This is a genomic window from Leeia aquatica, assembly GCF_012641365.1.
GTDB lineage: Bacteria > Pseudomonadota > Gammaproteobacteria > Burkholderiales > Leeiaceae > Leeia > Leeia aquatica.
The window spans coordinates 1-17,023 of the sequence record NZ_JABAIM010000003.1 but is presented as its reverse complement, the minus strand read 5'-3'; the positions used below and the strand labels follow the sequence as shown (position 1 = coordinate 17,023).

Annotated in this window: 15 protein-coding genes; 8 read left to right on the top strand and 7 right to left on the bottom strand. The window is 60.7% G+C overall.

The window, feature by feature from the left end:
* Positions 1-14: 14 nt before the first annotated feature.
* Positions 15-1,841, top strand: a complete 1,827-nt coding sequence (locus HF682_RS12710; protein WP_168877696.1) for a metallophosphoesterase — start codon at positions 15-17, stop codon at positions 1,839-1,841.
* Here the strand turns inward: HF682_RS12710 and HF682_RS12705 are convergent.
* Together HF682_RS12705 and HF682_RS12700 are read right to left on the bottom strand one after the other, a co-directional pair.
* Entirely contained in the window at positions 1,792-2,367 is a 576-nt protein-coding gene (locus tag HF682_RS12705; protein ID WP_168877695.1) for a hypothetical protein, read from the bottom strand. The genes HF682_RS12710 and HF682_RS12705 overlap by 50 nt on opposite strands.
* Positions 2,368-2,433: 66 nt before the next feature.
* Positions 2,434-2,931, bottom strand: coding sequence for a MarR family winged helix-turn-helix transcriptional regulator (locus HF682_RS12700; RefSeq protein ID WP_168877694.1), 498 nt, complete (start codon positions 2,929-2,931; stop codon positions 2,434-2,436).
* A gap of 72 nt (positions 2,932-3,003) precedes the next feature.
* Here HF682_RS12700 and HF682_RS12695 point away from each other — a divergent pair, with 72 nt between their 5' ends.
* Positions 3,004-3,447: a carboxymuconolactone decarboxylase family protein gene (locus HF682_RS12695; protein WP_205882080.1), complete on the top strand. Its 444-nt coding sequence runs from the start codon at positions 3,004-3,006 to the stop codon at positions 3,445-3,447.
* Between the two features lie 2 nt (positions 3,448-3,449).
* Here the strand turns inward: HF682_RS12695 and HF682_RS12690 are convergent, their stop codons facing one another.
* Complete coding sequence (locus HF682_RS12690) at positions 3,450-3,758, bottom strand: DUF1272 domain-containing protein (RefSeq protein ID WP_168877692.1); 309 nt, start codon at positions 3,756-3,758, stop codon at positions 3,450-3,452.
* Positions 3,759-3,779: 21 nt separating this feature from the next.
* Positions 3,780-4,187: a rhodanese-like domain-containing protein gene (locus HF682_RS12685; protein WP_168877691.1), complete on the bottom strand. Its 408-nt coding sequence runs from the start codon at positions 4,185-4,187 to the stop codon at positions 3,780-3,782.
* A gap of 105 nt (positions 4,188-4,292) precedes the next feature.
* Between HF682_RS12685 and ftrA the strand changes: the two genes are divergently transcribed.
* The 5 genes from ftrA to dnaJ all read left to right on the top strand — a co-directional run bounded on the left by ftrA (position 4,293) and on the right by dnaJ (position 10,260).
* Entirely contained in the window at positions 4,293-5,276 is a 984-nt protein-coding gene (gene ftrA, locus HF682_RS12680) for a transcriptional regulator FtrA (RefSeq protein WP_168877690.1), read from the top strand.
* A gap of 82 nt (positions 5,277-5,358) precedes the next feature.
* Positions 5,359-5,886, top strand: a complete 528-nt coding sequence (gene grpE / locus HF682_RS12675) for a nucleotide exchange factor GrpE (RefSeq protein ID WP_168877689.1) — start codon at positions 5,359-5,361, stop codon at positions 5,884-5,886.
* Between the two features lie 107 nt (positions 5,887-5,993).
* On the top strand, positions 5,994-7,898 hold the full coding sequence (gene dnaK / locus HF682_RS12670) for a molecular chaperone DnaK (protein ID WP_168877688.1): 1,905 nt from the start codon (positions 5,994-5,996) through the stop codon (positions 7,896-7,898).
* 134 nt (positions 7,899-8,032) lie between these two features.
* Positions 8,033-9,127: a fatty acid desaturase family protein gene (locus tag HF682_RS12665; RefSeq protein ID WP_168877687.1), complete on the top strand. Its 1,095-nt coding sequence runs from the start codon at positions 8,033-8,035 to the stop codon at positions 9,125-9,127.
* A 20-nt stretch (positions 9,128-9,147) separates the two neighbouring features.
* The gene (gene dnaJ, locus HF682_RS12660; protein ID WP_168877686.1) at positions 9,148-10,260 is read left to right on the top strand and encodes a molecular chaperone DnaJ; all 1,113 of its coding nucleotides are present in this window, start codon (positions 9,148-9,150) and stop codon (positions 10,258-10,260) included.
* Positions 10,261-10,329: 69 nt separating this feature from the next.
* Here the strand turns inward: dnaJ and HF682_RS12655 are convergent, their stop codons facing one another.
* Both HF682_RS12655 and HF682_RS12650 read right to left on the bottom strand, forming a co-directional pair.
* On the bottom strand, positions 10,330-11,877 hold the full coding sequence (locus HF682_RS12655) for a PilZ domain-containing protein (RefSeq protein ID WP_168877685.1): 1,548 nt from the start codon (positions 11,875-11,877) through the stop codon (positions 10,330-10,332).
* 55 nt (positions 11,878-11,932) lie between these two features.
* Positions 11,933-12,619, bottom strand: coding sequence for a sulfite exporter TauE/SafE family protein (locus HF682_RS12650; protein WP_308418738.1), 687 nt, complete (start codon positions 12,617-12,619; stop codon positions 11,933-11,935).
* A 216-nt stretch (positions 12,620-12,835) separates the two neighbouring features.
* On the opposite strand from HF682_RS12650, the gene purL reads away from it, so the two are divergent.
* Positions 12,836-16,723, top strand: coding sequence for a phosphoribosylformylglycinamidine synthase (gene purL / locus HF682_RS12645; RefSeq protein ID WP_168877683.1), 3,888 nt, complete (start codon positions 12,836-12,838; stop codon positions 16,721-16,723).
* Here purL and HF682_RS17710 read toward each other — a convergent pair.
* A partial coding sequence (locus HF682_RS17710) for a hypothetical protein (protein ID WP_205882079.1) occupies positions 16,686-17,023 on the bottom strand: 338 nt, incomplete at its 5' end. The two genes, purL and HF682_RS17710, sit on opposite strands and share 38 nt — an antisense overlap.

The window sequence follows — 17,023 nt, the reverse complement described above, 5'->3', positions numbered from 1 at the left end:
TGCAGGAGCCGGTCATGCCGCACGCCCGTTTTGGACGCCAGATTCCACCACACCAGCGCTTGCCGGTGGCCTGGTATAACCCTGGCGTGTTGTGGCGCACGGTACGCGAGTTGCTGTCCAGTGATGAGCAATTGCGAACCTACGACCGGCGTGAGGTGCACCAAGGTCCCATCAAGGTGGCGGACCTGCGTGAGCGGGCTGGACCTGACGGCCTGCACTGGGATTTTGTGTCTGATCTGGGCGACGGGGGTTCGGCCACCTACGCAGTGGCTGAGGCGGTACAGCGCCCAGCTTTGCAATTGGCGGATGGCAAGACATTGCCTGCTGGGCAGGTGCTGGTATTTGGTGGTGATCTGGCCTACCCGGGGGCCAGTCCGGAAGAGTACCAGTTTCGCTTTACCGAGATGTGGGAGGCCGCTCGCCCGGCGGTGATGGCGGAGCGAACGGTGCTGGCCATTCCACAGAATCACGACTGGTTTGATAACGCCTCCACCTTTTACCGCTATTTTGTCGACCATCAGAGCAGCCCGCTGCACGCCAGCGAGACGCCACAGGAGCGAGGCTATTTTGTGGCGCACCTCTCAGCAAAGTGGTGGTTGATCGGGCTGGACTTTGCCCTCAAAGGCGATATTGACCGCAAGCAGTTTCAGGCGATTCAGGCGGCGCTGGACGATTTGCCGGAAGCCGCGCAACTGATCCTGCTCTACCCGGAGCCCTACTGGACCCGCCCCTTGGGCGACCATGCGGCAGAAGGCTATCCCAAACGCTATCAGCGGCTGGAAGCCTGGCTGGAGCAAGAAAAGCGGGCGGCCATCCGTATCCGGCTGGCGGGAGACAGCCACCACTACTACCGTCGCTCGAATGGGGAGGGTGATCAGGCAGACCACCTCATTACCTGTGGCAGTGGTGGTGCCTTCCTGCACCCGACGCATGGTCGCGTAGAGGAAAGCCCGCTCTGCCGGGACGCCAGTGATGATGATCAGGCGATGACGCCTGACCTGCGGCCACGGGTGCGGTTGGGTACGCTGGCCAGTGCCCAGCCCGACAGCCCGGACACCTTTACCGCCAGGTGCGGCTACCCCGATTTGGCAACCAGCCGCAAGCTGGCCTGGGGAAATCTGCTCTCCTTCCTGTGTCCTCCTGTCTCGGCAGGTGCGGTAGGCTGGCGTAGCTTGTTGCAGGGCAATGCGGCCTTCCTGCTGCTGCTGGCAACGCTGACCGGCGTGGCCAGCCTGTTCAACCATCTGGTGCTGCCTGCCCAGGCTTCGGCCACCGGGTGGGGCATCATTGGTGTGTGGCTGCCAACGCTGTGGCAGTCACCGCTGGCTGGAGTCTGGCAGCTGACGCCGCTGGTGCTGACTTGGGTACTGACGGATGAGCTGCAGGGCTGGCGGCGCTGGCTCGGGATCGTTTCACTCGGCATGGGGCTGTGGCTGTTGCAGCCGCTGCTTTACCTGCAATGGCTGGAACTGCATGCCGGGTGGCAGTTGCCGCTTATACCCAGCCTGCTGCTGTGGCTGCTGACGGCCATGCTGCTGGGTGGATTGGGCTGTGGCCTGTGGCTGGCGGTGATGTCGCGTTACCTGGGCTTGCGCAACAACGGCTTTTCACCGATGGCGATAGCGGATTACAAAGGCTTCCTGCGTTGCCGGATTGGCGCAGACGAACAGTTGCACCTGCATTTCATCGGCTGCGATCGGGTGCCGACCGAGTGGGTGGCTGCAGAGGGTTCACTTCCTCAGCCCTTGTGGCAGCCCAAAGCGGCGGCGGTCTGGCAGGTGCGTGACCAGCTTACGGTCGCGCCGCGCTCACCCAGCCCGCCTGCAGACGCGAACCGCTGACCCGCAGCTGGAACCAGTCTTCAATATCGCCCGCTACGCAGTCGCAGGCGCCGGGCAGGATATGGCGCACCAGTCGCACCCAGTAGCGTTGACTGCTTTGCTTGAGTAGCACAAAGCTGTCTTCGTTCGGCTTCAGCGCGCCCAAACGTGAACGCCGTGCCAATACCCGTGCCTGACGGGTGTCCACCAGCAGGGCTTCCAGTTGGTCGAGGCCCGGCCGGTCATCGCGTGACAGCAGCATCAATACACGGTGTGGCCCGACCGCGAAGGCGGCCACGCCTTCACACAGCGAACGGACATTCTCCAGCGTTCCTCGTGCATGATATTGCCCCGGCGGTAGCGCGAGTTGACGCTGCTGTCCATCCGGGTAGAGCAGGGTGATGGTCATGTCATCTTCGGCCAGATCGCCGGACAAGGAGTGAAAGCGGATACCTTGCAGGCCGCTCGACGGCTGGCAGCGTGCTGTCCAGTCCGGCGTGTCATCCGCCGCACGGGCGGTGGTGGCCAGCAGGCTGCTCAGCAGCATGAGCCAGATTAGGGGGTGGGAAAAGCGAGGCATGGTATTGGCTTTGTATGACAATGACAAATCATGTCATGCGGAGTCATCATCGGCAAGGTGGGGCATACCATCATCCAGGGCCTGCGCAACGTGCACCAACCAACGGCGAATCGCGGCATCCTCGTTTTCCGTTAGTCCTTGAACCAGAGCGGCTTCGAGGTGAGCCACCCTGATCTTGCACTGCTGCAGGACCTGCTGACCGGATTCGCTGAGCTGCAATTGCAAGATGCGCCCATGCTGGGTGTGGGCCTGCCGTATCAGCAAATCGCGCTTGAGCAGATTGCCCACGATCACGCAGACCGTGGGCGGGGACAGTTGTGACAGCCGCGCCAGATCGGCATTGGACAGCGCCGGGTAGGCTTGCAGCAAAGTCAGCACCGTGAACTGCGGCGGGGTAATCGCCAAATCTTGCAAGGCGCGTTCCATGCGCAGCCGCTGGGCGGCGGCTGCCTGGCGCAGCAGATAACCGATATGGCCGTCGACACCGCGCTTGCCTTCCCCCACCATGGGTAGAGCCGATCGTTTTGGCATGGTGTTTGAGTTCTAATAATATGTTAGAGTTGACATACTATCATGTTACTGAGGTCAGGAATGAGCATGCAGATGGAGTGGAAATCTTTTGCCGCAATGGCTCCCGCTGTCAACACAGCTTTGCTGGCCATGGGCAAGGCGATTGATGAATCCGGGTTGGAGAAATCGTTGACCGAACTGATGAAGTTGCGTGCATCCCAAATCAACGGGTGCGCTTTCTGCACCCAGACACATTTGAACATTGCACGCAAAATCGGGCTGCCAGAGTCCCAGCTCGGACTGGTGGCGGTATGGCGGGAAGCAGGGGTGTTCTCCCCCCGCGAGCAGGCTGCGCTGGCCTATACCGAAGCCCTGACGCTGGACCCCACTCACGGGGTCAGCGAGCGCATGCGAGAAGAATTGGCCAGCCATTTCAACGATCAGGAATGCGTATTCCTGACCGTTGCCATAGCCAACATCAATGCCTGGAACCGCATTGCCGGAGCCCTGCGCTTCAGCCCCCCGCTGCAGGGCTAGCGTCAGCGTCTGGCGGGTGGCTTATCACCCACCGCTTCCCGCAAGCGGGCATGCGCTTCGGGATCCACCGGCCGGTGAACGACCTTGTCACTGGCCGGATAATGGGTCAGGTCGTTGCCATTCTTCCAGTTATGGCGGGGCCGGATGGGGCGGGGCACGAAGCCGCCGCCGCAATTCGGACACACATTGTGCAGTACCATCTCGACACAATGGGTGCAGAAGGTGCACTCAAAGGTGCAGATCATGGCCTGCTCACTATCGGGTGGCAGCGCGGTGTTGCAATGCTCGCAGCTGGGGCGGAGTTCAAGCATGGTCAGGCTCCCTTTCGAGGTTCAAGGTTCCATGCCGGTTTTCAGCGTGAAACCCTCATCCAGCCAGCCGGTAATGCCACCGGGCATGACTTTCACCGGGCGGCCCAGCTTGGCCAGACGCACCGCACCGCGTGCTGCGCCGTTGCAGTGCGGGCCTGCACAGTAGGTCACAAACAGGGTGTCCTCCGGCCATCCGGCCAGTTTGCTCGGGACCAGCTTGCCATGTGGCAGGCTGATCGCACCGGGGATGTGTCCTTCAGCATACTTCTCATGGCTGCGAACATCCAGCAGGACAAAATCTACAACGCCACGATCAAACGCATCATGGACATCCCAGCAGTCGGTTTCGAACTCAAAGCTGGACGCAAAGCGCTCCAGTGCCTGGGCAGATGGGGCTGCGGCGACTTCGCTGACATATGAACGGCTCATGCGGTACTCCTTGTCGTGGGGTGAATGCGATGAGTGGCATTGTGCCGAGCCGGTAAAGGGTGCGAAACTGTCGCATAAGACAATATACGGTCAAAAAACGACAACATGGAATCTACCCTCCGACCCCGGCAAGTGACCGCACTGGTCTATGACCGGCTGTGCGCGTTTGAATATGGCTGCGTGGTGGAGCTGTTCGACCTGCACCGGCCCGAGCTGGGCGTGCCGTGGTACCACTTTGACCGCGTGGCGGCGGAGCCCGGCCCCTTGCAGGTGTCGGGTGGCATGAGCATGGACGCGCCCTATCAGTTGTCCCGCCTGGCGGAAACCGACCTGGTGGTGATCCCCGGCTGGCGTGATGCGGACGAGCGTCCGCCCCAAGCCCTGCTGGATGCAATACGTTATGCTTGGGATCAGGGCGTGGCATTTTGCACCATCTGTTCTGGCGTGTTTGTGCTGGCCGCCGCGGGTGTGTTGGCCGGCCGTCGCGTCACCACCCACTGGCGCTATGCAGAGCGGCTGGCCGCCCGCTACCCCGAGCTGGAAGTGGATGCCGATGCCTTGTACATCGACGAAGGTCAGGTGGTGACCTCTGCCGGGTCCGCAGCCGGGCTGGACATGCTGCTCTATCTGGTGCGCAAGGATTATGGCGGCAAGATTGCCAATCAGGTGGCGCAGCGGCTGGTGGTGCCGCCGTTTCGCGATGGCGGCCAGGCCCAGTTTGTACCGAGACCGGTGCCGGAGGAAGGGCCGGGGCGCTTGCAGGCCTTGATGGTCTGGCTGCGGCAGCACTTGCATGAACCCCATAGCGTGGACAGCATGGCCGCGCACGCCGCGATGAGTGCACGCACCTTGCAGCGTCAGTTTCTACAAGTCAGCGGCATGTCACCGCTGGACTGGTTGACCCGCGAGCGGGTGGCCCTGGCGCAGCATCTGCTGGAGAGCAGCCAGCTGGAGCTGGCCGAGGTGGCAGAGCAGGCGGGCTTTGGCTCGGAGGAGTCGCTGCGGCGTCATTTTCGGCGTGTGGTGCTGACCAGCCCGGCGCAATATCGCAAGCAGTTTGCGGCTGTGATGCCGCAGCTCACGTCATGAACCCGTAAAAAATCCTGTCCTGCCCTCTTGAAAACCGGGGTGGCATCGCCACCTTGGCAGCAAGGTTATTCAGGAGGCAAGCATGTCGCAGGACGTACACAACGATCAGCCGCAAGAACCCATCGAAACCGGTGACGGTGCGGCTACCCCTACACTGGACGAACAACTGGCTCGCGCCTTGGCGGACCTCGAACAGGCCAAGCAGGATGTGCTGTATGCCCGTGCGGAAGGCGAAAATGCCCGCCGCCGTGCCGCAGAGGAAGTCGACAAGGCCCGCAAGTTTGCAGTCGAGAAGTTTGCTGGGGAATTGCTGGCGGTAAAGGATTCGCTGGAGATGGCGATGAAGGACACCAGCAGTATCGAGAGCATTCAGGCCGGGGTAGAGCTGACCCTGAAGCAACTGGGCAGCGCTTTTGAGAAGTTTGCGGTACGCGAGATCAATCCGCTCGGCGAAAAGCTGGACCCGCACAAGCATCAGGCGATGACGGCGATTCCGGTGGCCGACAAGGAACCGAATACGGTGGTGGATGTGATGCAAAAGGGTTACACCCTGGCGGAGCGCGTGTTGCGCCCGGCGCTGGTGGTGGTATCCAAGGCAATGGATGCCTGATGACCCTGCTGCTGTCAGGGGCTTGAAAGCCCGACACAGCACCCCATTTACAGTACAAGACAATTGAAGCAGGCCCGAATGGCCTGAAGCGACAAAAGGATCAAGACATGGGCAAGATTATCGGTATTGACCTCGGTACCACCAACTCCTGCGTGGCGGTAATGGAAAACGGCGCGCCTAAAGTGATCGAGAACGCCGAAGGTGCACGCACCACCCCGTCCATCATCGGTTACACCGACGATGAAATTCTGGTGGGCGCCCCGGCCAAGCGCCAGGCGGTGACCAACCCGAAGAACACGCTGTTTGCAGTGAAGCGCCTGATTGGCCGCCGCTTTGAAGAAAAAGAAGTGCAGAAGGACATCGACCTGATGCCTTACGCCATCGTCAAGGCCGACAACGGTGATGCCTGGGTATCGGCCCGCGACAAGAAGATGGCACCGCCGCAAGTCTCCGCCGAAGTGCTGCGCAAGATGAAGAAAACGGCTGAAGACTATCTGGGTGAAGAAGTGACCGAGGCCGTGATTACGGTACCGGCTTACTTCAACGACAGCCAGCGCCAGGCCACCAAGGATGCCGGCCGTATCGCCGGTCTGGATGTGAAGCGCATCATCAATGAGCCGACTGCAGCCGCACTGGCCTTTGGTATGGACAAGAAGGAAGGCGATCGCAAGGTTGCCGTGTTTGACCTGGGTGGCGGTACCTTCGACATCTCCATCATCGAGATTGCCGAAGTCGATGGCGAGCACCAGTTTGAAGTGCTGTCCACCAACGGCGATACCTTCCTCGGTGGTGAAGACTTCGACCAGCGCCTGATCGACTATCTGGTGTCCGAGTTCAAGCGCGAGCAAGGCATCGACCTGAAGAACGATGTGATGGCACTGCAACGCCTGAAGGAAGCCGCTGAAAAGGCCAAGATCGAGCTCTCCTCCAGCCAGCAGACCGAAATCAACCTGCCGTACATCACCATGGACGCGACCGGCCCGAAGCACATGGCGCTGAAGATTACCCGCGCCAAGTTCGAGTCGCTGGTGGAAGACCTGATCGAGCGCACCATCGAGCCGTGCCGGGTGGCGATCAAGGATGCAGGCGTCAAGGTCAGCGACATTGAGGACGTGATCCTGGTCGGCGGCCAGACCCGCATGCCCAAGGTGCAGGACAAGGTGAAGGAGTTCTTCGGCAAGGAACCGCGCCGTGACGTGAACCCGGATGAAGCCGTGGCGGTGGGTGCTGCGATTCAGGGTGGCGTGCTGCAAGGTGACGTGAAGGACGTGCTGCTGCTGGACGTGACCCCGCTGTCGCTGGGTATCGAGACGCTGGGTGGCGTGATGACCAAGCTGATCCAGAAGAATACCACCATCCCGACCAAGGCCAGCAATGTGTTCTCGACCGCGGATGACAACCAGGGCGCGGTGACCATCCACGTGCTGCAAGGCGAACGCGAGAAGGCGTCGGCCAACAAGAGCCTGGGCCAGTTCAATCTGGAAGGCATCCCGCCTGCAGCGCGCGGCGTGCCGCAGATCGAGGTGAGCTTCGATATCGACGCCAACGGCATTCTGCACGTGTCGGCCCGTGACAAGGCTACCGGCAAGGAAAACAAGATCACCATCAAGGCGAATTCGGGTCTCTCCGAGTCCGAGATCGAACAAATGGTGCGCGACGCCGAAGCCAATGCCGACGAAGACCGCAAGCTGATCGAGCTGGTACAGTCGCGCAACCAGGCCGATGGTCTGGTGCATCAGGTGAAGAAATCGCTGTCTGAGCACGGCGACAAGATTGATGCCGAAGAGAAGGCCAAGATCGAGGAAGCCGTCAAGGGCGTGGAAGAGGTGCTGAAGTCGGATGACAAGGCCGCGATCGACGCCAAGGTGGAAACCCTGATGCAAGTCAGCCAGAAACTGGGTGAGCTGATGTATGGTCAGGCTGAAGGTGGCGAAGCCCCTGCCGGTGGCGAAAAGCCAGTGGAAGGTGACGTGGTGGATGCCGAGTACGAAGAAGTCAAAGACAAGAAGTAAGGGCTAAACCGGCGATGGCCGGTTTAGTCATGTCAGCCCGATGGCTGTCTGAGGCCGTGTTGCCGGGGTGGAGGCACCCCATAGAGGCAACGCGGCCTCGCCATGTCACCCGCAGTAGGTGACGGAAAGGTACCATGAGTTCAGCACAACCCTCCCGCATCGTGTTTCCACCACGAGGCGCCTTTTTTGAAACCCTCAAGCAGCGTACCGAGCAGTACTTTCAGGAGGCCGGCCTGCGTCAAACTGGCAACTGGCGGCTGTACCTGAAAACGCTGGTCTCGGTGGGCTTGATGCTGGGCAGCTATGTCAGCCTGGTCTGGTGGGTGGAGCACTGGTGGTCGGCGCTGCTGGCCGCATTCCTGCTGGTGCAGGGCTTCGTGCTGGTGGCCTTCAATGTAATGCATGATGGCGCGCATGGCAGCTATTCGCGCAAGCGCTGGGTCAATTTCCTGGCGGGAAGCGCTATGGATCTGCTCGGCAGCAGTCAGACCTTGTGGAAACAAAAGCACAATCTGCTGCACCATACCTATACCAATATCGACGGCAAGGACGACGACATTGCCATCGGGTCTTTGATGCGGCTGTCGCCCAGCCAGCCCTGGCGGCCATGGCATCGGCTGCAGCACTGGTATGCGCCGGTACTGTACAGCATGCTGTCGCTGTACCTGCTGGCGTTCAGCGATTTTCACAAGATCATCACCAACCGCATCGGCAACACGCAGATGCAACCACGCGCCGCGTGGGAGCTGCCCTGGTTTCTGGCTGCCAAGCTGTTTTATTTTGGCTACGCGCTGGTGATCCCGATGCTGTTTCACCCGGTGTGGCAGGTACTGCTGTGCTTTGTTGGGGTGCATTTGCTGTTTGGTTTGACGCTGTCGCTGGTGTTCCAGCTGGCACACACTGTGCAGGGCGCACACTTTCCGTTACCCGACCCGCAGAGTGGCAAATTGCCTGCCGAGTGGGCGGAGTTGCAAGTGCGGACCACAGCAGACTTTGCGCCACGCAGCTGGCTGGCCACCTTTTACATGGGTGGTTTAAATTTCCAGGTTGAGCACCATTTATTCCACAAGATCAGTCATATCCACTATCCGGCCCTGCGCCGGATTGTGCAGAAGACGTGTGAAGAATTTTCCGTGCCGTACTTGTGCTTCCCGTCGGTACGGGCAGCGCTGCGGGCGCATTTCGGCTTCTTGCGCAGCATGGGCCAGCGGCCACAGGCTGCAGTTTGACGAGCAGGTGAAAAACAGACATGTCCAAACGTGATTTTTATGAAGTGCTGGGCGTCAACCGCGATGCCAGCGACGACGAGATCAAAAAAGCCTACCGCAAGCTGGCGATGAAATTTCACCCGGACCGAAATCCGGACAGCAAAGATGCGGAAGACAAATTCAAAGAGGCCAAGGAAGCCTACGAGATTTTGTCAGACGAGCAGAAGCGGGCCGCTTATGACCAGTACGGCCACGCTGGGGTCGACCCGCAAGCTGGCATGGGCGGCGGTGCGGGCATGGGCGGCTTTGCCGATGCCTTTGGCGACATCTTTGGTGAGATTTTCGGTGGCGGCCGTGGCCGCAGTGGTGTGAGCCGTGGTGCCGACCTGAGATATAACCTGAAGATTACGCTGGAAGAAGCGGCGCGTGGCTGCGAGAAGCAGATTCGCATCCCCAGCATGGAGCAGTGCGAGGTGTGTCATGGCAGTGGCGCCAAACCGGGCACCCAGGCCAAGACCTGCCATACCTGCAATGGTCATGGCCAAGTGCGCATGCAGCAGGGCTTTTTCTCCCTGCAACAAACCTGCCCGACCTGCCACGGCAGCGGCAAGGTGATTTCTGACCCCTGCAAGCCTTGCCATGGTGCGGGCTGGATCAAGCAACAGAAAACCCTGTCGGTAAAGGTCCCTGCCGGGGTGGATGACGGCAACCGTATCCGCCTGTCAGGCGAAGGCGAGCCCGGGCAAGGCGGCGGCCCGCGCGGTGACCTGTATGTGGTGATCGACTTGATCCCGCACAGCATGTTCCAGCGTGACGGCAATGACCTGCACTGCGAGATGCCCATCAGCTTCGCCACCGCGGCACTGGGTGGCGAGCTGGAGATTCCGACGCTGGATGGCAAGGCGAAGATCAAGATCTCCCCGGAAACCCAGACCGGCAAGGTGTACCGCCTGCGCGGGAAGGGGATCAAGGATGTTCGTGGCAGCAGCTATGGCGATCTGATGTGCCATGTGGTGGTAGAAACCCCGGTTAACCTCACCGAGCGGCAGAAGGAGCTGTTACGGGAGTTTGAGGGTAATGAGGGCGAGGATGCCGCCAAGCATAACCCGCGTGCCCAGTCCTGGATGGACAAGGTCAAGGCCTTCTTCGAGTAAACCGCATCCAGACAAATAAAAACCGCCCGCCGGATTGCCCGGTGGGCGGTTTTTTATGGGGGTAAGGCGTCAGAAGTCCAGTTCCTGCGCTTTTTCAACGCTGGCGGACAAGGCCTCGACCACATCGACAGTGTATCGGTAGAAGTTGTCGCCTACCTCCACCTGATCCTTGATACGTACCATGCCTTTGTGGCCATGATAGTACATGCCGTATGACTTGCCGATGACCACTTCCGGCTTCTCCAGCAACAGCATGGCTTGCTCATGGCTGTGTACGGAAGGCGGGATCCACACCCCGAACACATTATCCAGTGCGCCACCGGCATTGGTTTGCTCCCATACCGTCAGACGCGCTTCCTCCACCAGCCGGATAGACTGTGGGGTCAGTGACAGGATTTCCACACCCATGTGCAGCTCGCTGGCAGTCTGGGTGTTGACCAAGCGTCGCACGACACCGACCACCCAGCGCGGATTGCCTTCAACCTGGATGCCCACCGCCAGCCCCACCTTGGCCCAGGCCTCGGCGGGTACACGCAGACCAATACCGCTCTGGCTGATGTCCTCCATCCGCGCCCGTTCGATGCCGAGGTTAATGGTGCGGGTTCCCGCTTGTTCAAACCCTGCCACCTTACGTCGGATGGCGGGCAGGTCCAGTGCCAGAAACACAAACTTGTCCATCAGCTTGCGCTCATGCCGACGGGTAGCCACCTTGCCCATCCATTTGTCACGCAATTGCCGCAAGGTCACTAGCACTTCTGTGCGGTGTAGATTGCCGTCAAAATTCAGCTTGGTGGGGAGTTGGGCTTGCTGGGCGATCAGGGTTTCCAGTGACAGCAGCTCGTCCAGTACACGCTCGAACTGGATGTAGATCAGGCCATTGGAAGGCGGCGGCAATTTACCTAGGTCCACCAGGGCGGGCGGGTGCGGCTGATGAATGTCCAGCCAGTACTGGATGCCGCTGCGCGGCTGCTGGCTGAAACTGACAAATGGCGCCAACATGCCGACCAGCCGGTCGACAATGTCTACTTGACGCACCTCCAGCTCGGCCGCCAGACCACTGCTGACCAGACAGAACTGGGCCAGCGCCAGCCGCGCTGCCGGTAAGGCACTGGCGGGTAACTTCTCGCCCAGAATGGCCGGAATGGCAGCGTACAGCTCCCGCCACTGTGTCTGCTGGGCCTGCCGTGTGGTGATGAACTCCATCACCAGGCGTCGCGTTCCCCAGAACAGAAAGCCGGCATGCGGCGGAAACTGCTCATGGGGTTTCTGTACCAGTGACAGTTTGTACTGCTGGACGCAGGGCAGATAAGCGCGGTAAAGCGCTTGCACATAGGGCTGAGCGGCATTGGCGTAGAGCTGCAGGCGCAGGCGGGTCAGCTGGCCGCGCATCAGCTCGCTGGCGGCCGCCGCTAGTCGTTCACGGCAGAGCGGATCCAAGCCCCACAAGGCTTCCTGCATGCGAGTGGGTTGTTCCAGCAGGTTCTGCTGCTGCGGCAACCATCCTGCAATGAATTCCATGGCAGCGACCGGCGTCAGGCTGGGTAAGCCTTGGGTTGCCTCCAGCGCACGTTGCACTGGGTTTAACTGCCGGGTCAACGCTTTCAGTTTGTCAAGCATGGGGTCCTTCAGTGGAAGGCAGTTGGACAGGGGTGTAGAGCGGCTCCCTACCCGACTATAGCAAAAGCGCAGCCTTTACGGAGGGGAGCAAATGTAAACCATTCCAAATTCCCCATCCACCCAGCACCATGACCAGCAGGCCGGAGAGGCGTCGCAGCATTGGACGTTGCAGCCAAGGTGCGAGCTTGCCCATCACCAGCAGGGTGGGCAGGGTTCCCAGTCCAAACGCCAGCATTTGTGCCGCCCCCAATACAGGGGTGCCGGAGAGGAGGGCGCTGCTTAATGCGGTATACACCAGCCCACAGGGCAGCCACCCCCAGAACAGCCCTGCCAGTAAAGCCTGACCGGGTGTGCGCAAGGGCAGCAATGCGCGGAAGCGGGGTTGTAGATGTCGCCAGAGCAGCGACCCCCACTTTTCCAGCCGGGGAATGAGGGTAGGGAGTCCGCTCAGATGCAGGCCCAGGAACACCAGCAAGAGTTGGGACAGCATATAGAGTAGCCATTGCAGGGGGAGCAGCCGCCCATAGCCATGCAGGGTGGCCCCCAGCAGTCCGGCCAGCACACCTGCCAGCATATAGCTGAGCAAGCGCCCGGTGTTCAACAGCCCCCAGTACAGCATCCGCCGACGCGCAGGCAGGCCCATGCTGAATGCTGCGACCAGTCCGCCGCACATGCCGATGCAGTGGGTGCCTCCGAGCAGTCCCACCAGCCACCATCCCAACCAGTCGTATTGTGCTGGCACCCGTCCGCTCCTGACCAAACGTGCCATTGTAGCGCGCTGTGCCGCGGCGTAGCGCAAGCGCGACGATTTGTCTCGAAAAACAAGGGCTTTTGCGGTATCATCGCGCCCGTCACGGTACCCCCGCTCCTAACCGTGCCATCGCGGTTTTATTGCGGTAAGGGCCTGACATGATTGCCGTCCCCCCGGTCGGCTCCGCTCATCTTGCCTGGTGCCCGCATGTCTCTGATCACGCCGCTGTTTGGCGCGCAAGCGCTGTCTGAATTTCGTCTGCAAAAACTCAACGCTACCCTGGTCCGCAACCTGTCCAGCGTGCCTGCTGTGCGTAGCTGCTGGGTGCATCTGGTCGAACATGTGCAGCCGCTGAGCAGTGCGGAGCAGGCAGTGTTGACCCGTCTGCTGACCTATGACGAATTCAAGCCGCACGTGGCGCAGTCCGGAAGCCTGCTGCTGGTGGTGCCACGTATCGGTACCATTTCTCCGTGGTCATCCAAGGCCACCGACATTGCGCACCACTGTGGACTGGAGAATGTGCAGCGCATCGAGCGGGGCATTGCCTATTATGTGGACAGCACGGATCCGCAGGTGCTGGCACAGGTTAGCGCACATATCCATGACCGCATGACTGAAGTGGTGTTGCGTGATCTGGCTGATGCGGCCCAGCTGTTTCAGCACCAATCTCCCCGTGACCTGCAAACGGTGGATGTGCTGCAAGGCGGGCGTGAGGCCTTGCAAGGGGCCAACCGTGACATGGGTCTGGCCCTGTCTGAGGATGAGGTGGATTACCTGCTGGAAAACTTCCAGCGTATCCAGCGCAATCCGACTGACGTGGAACTGATGATGTTCGCGCAGGCGAACTCCGAGCACTGCCGCCACAAGATTTTCAACGCCGATTTCATTGTCGATGGTGAGCCGCAGCCGCATTCTCTGTTCGGCATGATCCGCCATACCCACAAGACCCACCCGCAAGGAACGGTGGTGGCCTACTCGGACAACTCTTCGGTGATCGAAGGCGCACGTACCGCCCGTTTCCACCCGCAGGGTGAGGGGCACGCCTACGGCTACCACGAGGCCGATACCCATATCCTGATGAAGGTGGAAACCCACAACCACCCGACCGCCATTTCGCCCTTCCCCGGTGCGGCTACCGGTTCCGGCGGTGAAATTCGCGATGAAGGTGCCACCGGCACCGGCTCCCGCCCCAAGGCGGGTCTGTGCGGCTTTACCGTGTCCAACCTGAATCTGCCGGAGGCGCGCCAGCCTTGGGAAACCTATGCGGGCGCGGATGCGGTGGAGGGGCAGTATGGCAAGCCGGAGCGCATTGTCACTCCGCTGCAAATCATGTTGGACGGCCCGATCGGTGCCGCTGCTTTCAACAATGAATTTGGCCGCCCCAATCTGGCCGGTTATTTCCGGACCTACGAGCATACGGTTGCGGGTGAGATGCGCGGCTACCACAAGCCGATCATGATCGCCGGTGGCTTGGGTAATATCGACGCCCGCCATGTGTTCAAGCAAGAAGTCGTGGATGGTGCGCTGCTGATCCAGCTGGGTGGTCCCGGCATGTTGATCGGCCTGGGTGGGGGGGCTGCTTCGTCCATGGACACCGGCGCCAATACCGCTGACCTGGACTTCGACTCAGTGCAGCGTGGCAATCCGGAGATGCAGCGGCGGGCACAGGAAGTCATCGACCGTTGCTGGCAGCTGGGCGACGCCAACCCGATCCTGAGCATTCACGACGTCGGTGCCGGTGGCCTGTCGAACGCCTTGCCGGAGCTGGCGCATGGCTCAGAGCGCGGTGCGGTGTTCCAGCTGCGCGACATCCAGATCGAAGAAGCAGCCATGTCGCCCAAGGAAATCTGGTGCAATGAGTCGCAAGAGCGCTATGTGCTGGCCATCCGTCCGCAAGACCTGCCGCAATTGCAGGCGATGGCAGCGCGAGAGCGGTGCCCAATGGCGGTGATCGGGACTGCCACCGTAGAAAAGCAACTGCGGGTGGAGGACAGCCTGCTGGGTACCCCGGCCGTCGACATGAGCATGGACGTGCTGCTGGGCAAGCCACCCAAGATGACGCGTGATGTCCGTCGTGTCCAGAACCCGCTGCCGGACTTGCAGCTGCAAGGTGTCAGCCTGCGTGAGGCGGTGTACCGTGTGCTGCGCCTGCCTGCCGTGGCGGACAAGCACTTCCTGATCACCATTGGCGACCGCTCGGTGGGTGGCCTCACCGTGCGCGATCAGATGGTCGGGCGCTGGCAGATTCCAGTAGCCGATGTGGCCGTCACCCTGATGGGCTTCCAGAGTGATGCGGGTGAGGCGATGGCGATGGGCGAACGTACCCCGCTGGCGTTGATCGACGCTCCGGCTTCTGGCCGCATGGCGATTGGCGAGGCGATTACCAATATTGCTGCAGCCCGGATCGGCAAGTTGTCCGACATCAAGCTCTCGGCCAACTGGATGGCTGCGGCGGGACATCCCGGCGAGGACGCCAAGCTGTTTGATACCGTGAAGGCCGTCGGGCTGGAGCTGTGCCCGGCGCTGGGTATCAGCATCCCGGTGGGCAAGGATTCCTTGTCGATGAAAACCGTCTGGCAACAAGACGGCAAAACCAAGACAGTGACCTCCCCGCTGTCGCTGATCATCTCCGCCTTTGCCCCAACCCCGGATGTGGCCCGCACCCTGACCCCGGAGCTGAAGGACGAAGACAGCCTGCTGTTGTTGCTGGATCTCGGGCAAGGCAAGCAACGTCTGGGCGGCTCGGCGCTCGCACAGGTGTATCAGCAGACTGGCAACTGTGCGCCTGATCTGGATAACCCGGAGCTGTTGCGCGGTTTCTTTGATGCAGTACAGGCGTTGAACGCGGCTGGGCTGTTGCTGGCTTATCATGATCGCTCGGATGGTGGTTTGCTGGCGGCGGTGGTTGAAATGCAGTTTGCCAGCCGTCTTGGCGTGGCCCTGCAATTGCCGGTGGCGGGCGATGCTGCCGCCTTGTCCATGCTGTTCAATGAAGAGCTGGGTGCGGTGCTGCAAGTTTGCCGCACGGACCTGGCCGCAGTACAAGCCGTTTGCCAGCAGCATGGGCTGGCGGAATGCCTGTTGGAAATCGGTGCGGTCAATCGCAGCGACCGCTTGCTAGTGCGGGGCAGCCAGGGAGTGTTGCTGGATGAGGCGCGTACCGATCTGCAACTGGCCTGGTCGGAAACGTCCTGGCACTTGCAACGCCTGCGTGACAACCCGCAAGGCGCGGATCAAGAGCGGGCACGTATCAGTGATGCTGCCGATCAAGGCCTGTTCGCCAAGCTCAGTTTCGACCCGCAGCCCGAAGCACCAGTGGTACTGAGTGGTGCGCGTCCACGCATGGCCATCCTGCGTGAGCAGGGGGTCAATGGTCATGTCGAGATGGGCGCCGCTTTTGATGCGGCAGGCTTCCTCGCGGTGGATGTCCACATGAGCGACATCATCAGTGGCCGCGTCACCTTGCAAGATTTTGCCGGCGTGGTCGCCTGCGGTGGCTTCTCTTATGGCGATGTGCTGGGCGCAGGGGAGGGCTGGGCCAAGTCCATCCTGTTCAATGCGCGTGCGCGTGACGAGTTTGCTGCCTTCTTTGCGCGGCCAGACAGCTTTGCACTGGGTGTCTGCAATGGCTGCCAGATGATGAGCAACCTGAACGAACTGATCCCCGGCGCGCAAGCCTGGCCCAAGTTCGTGCGCAATGCTTCGGAGCAGTTCGAAGGGCGACTGGTCATGGTGGAATTGCCGCCGAGCCCGTCCTTGTTCTTCCGCGACATGCAGGGTAGCCAGTTGCCGGTGATCGTGTCGCACGGTGAAGGTCGTGCCTGGTTCCGTCAGGATGGAGACCGTGCCATGAGCCTCACCGCCATGCGCTATATTGACAGCCAAGGGCAGGTGACCGAGCGCTACCCGTTCAACCCTAATGGCGCACCAGCGGGTATTGCCGGTGTGACCACAGAAGATGGCCGCTTTACCATCATCATGCCGCACCCGGAGCGCACCCTGCGCCGCGAGAACTTCTCCTGGCATCCGGCAGAATGGCCACATCACAGCCCCTGGCTCAAGATGTTCCACAATGCCCGCCGTCAGTTGGGCTGATGCAGCAATATATATAAGCACATACAACAACACCGCCTGATGGCGGTGTTGTTGTATGTGAAGTCAGGAAAGACACCTTGAGAGGTGATTGGGGCGGCTTATCGAGGCAAAAAACGCGCAACGCGCCGTCGAATTTCCAGTCAGGACTGGCCACACAGCACGTTTTGCAGAGAAAAAGCCGTGAAGCCGCAAAAAACTTTTGCTGAATAAACGCTGCCGCATCAATGGTTTGTCTTGGTTTGGTGGTGGGGTGCTGCAAAAAGTGCGTGTTGGGGTGTTGACGGTTGATGCTGGTGTGCG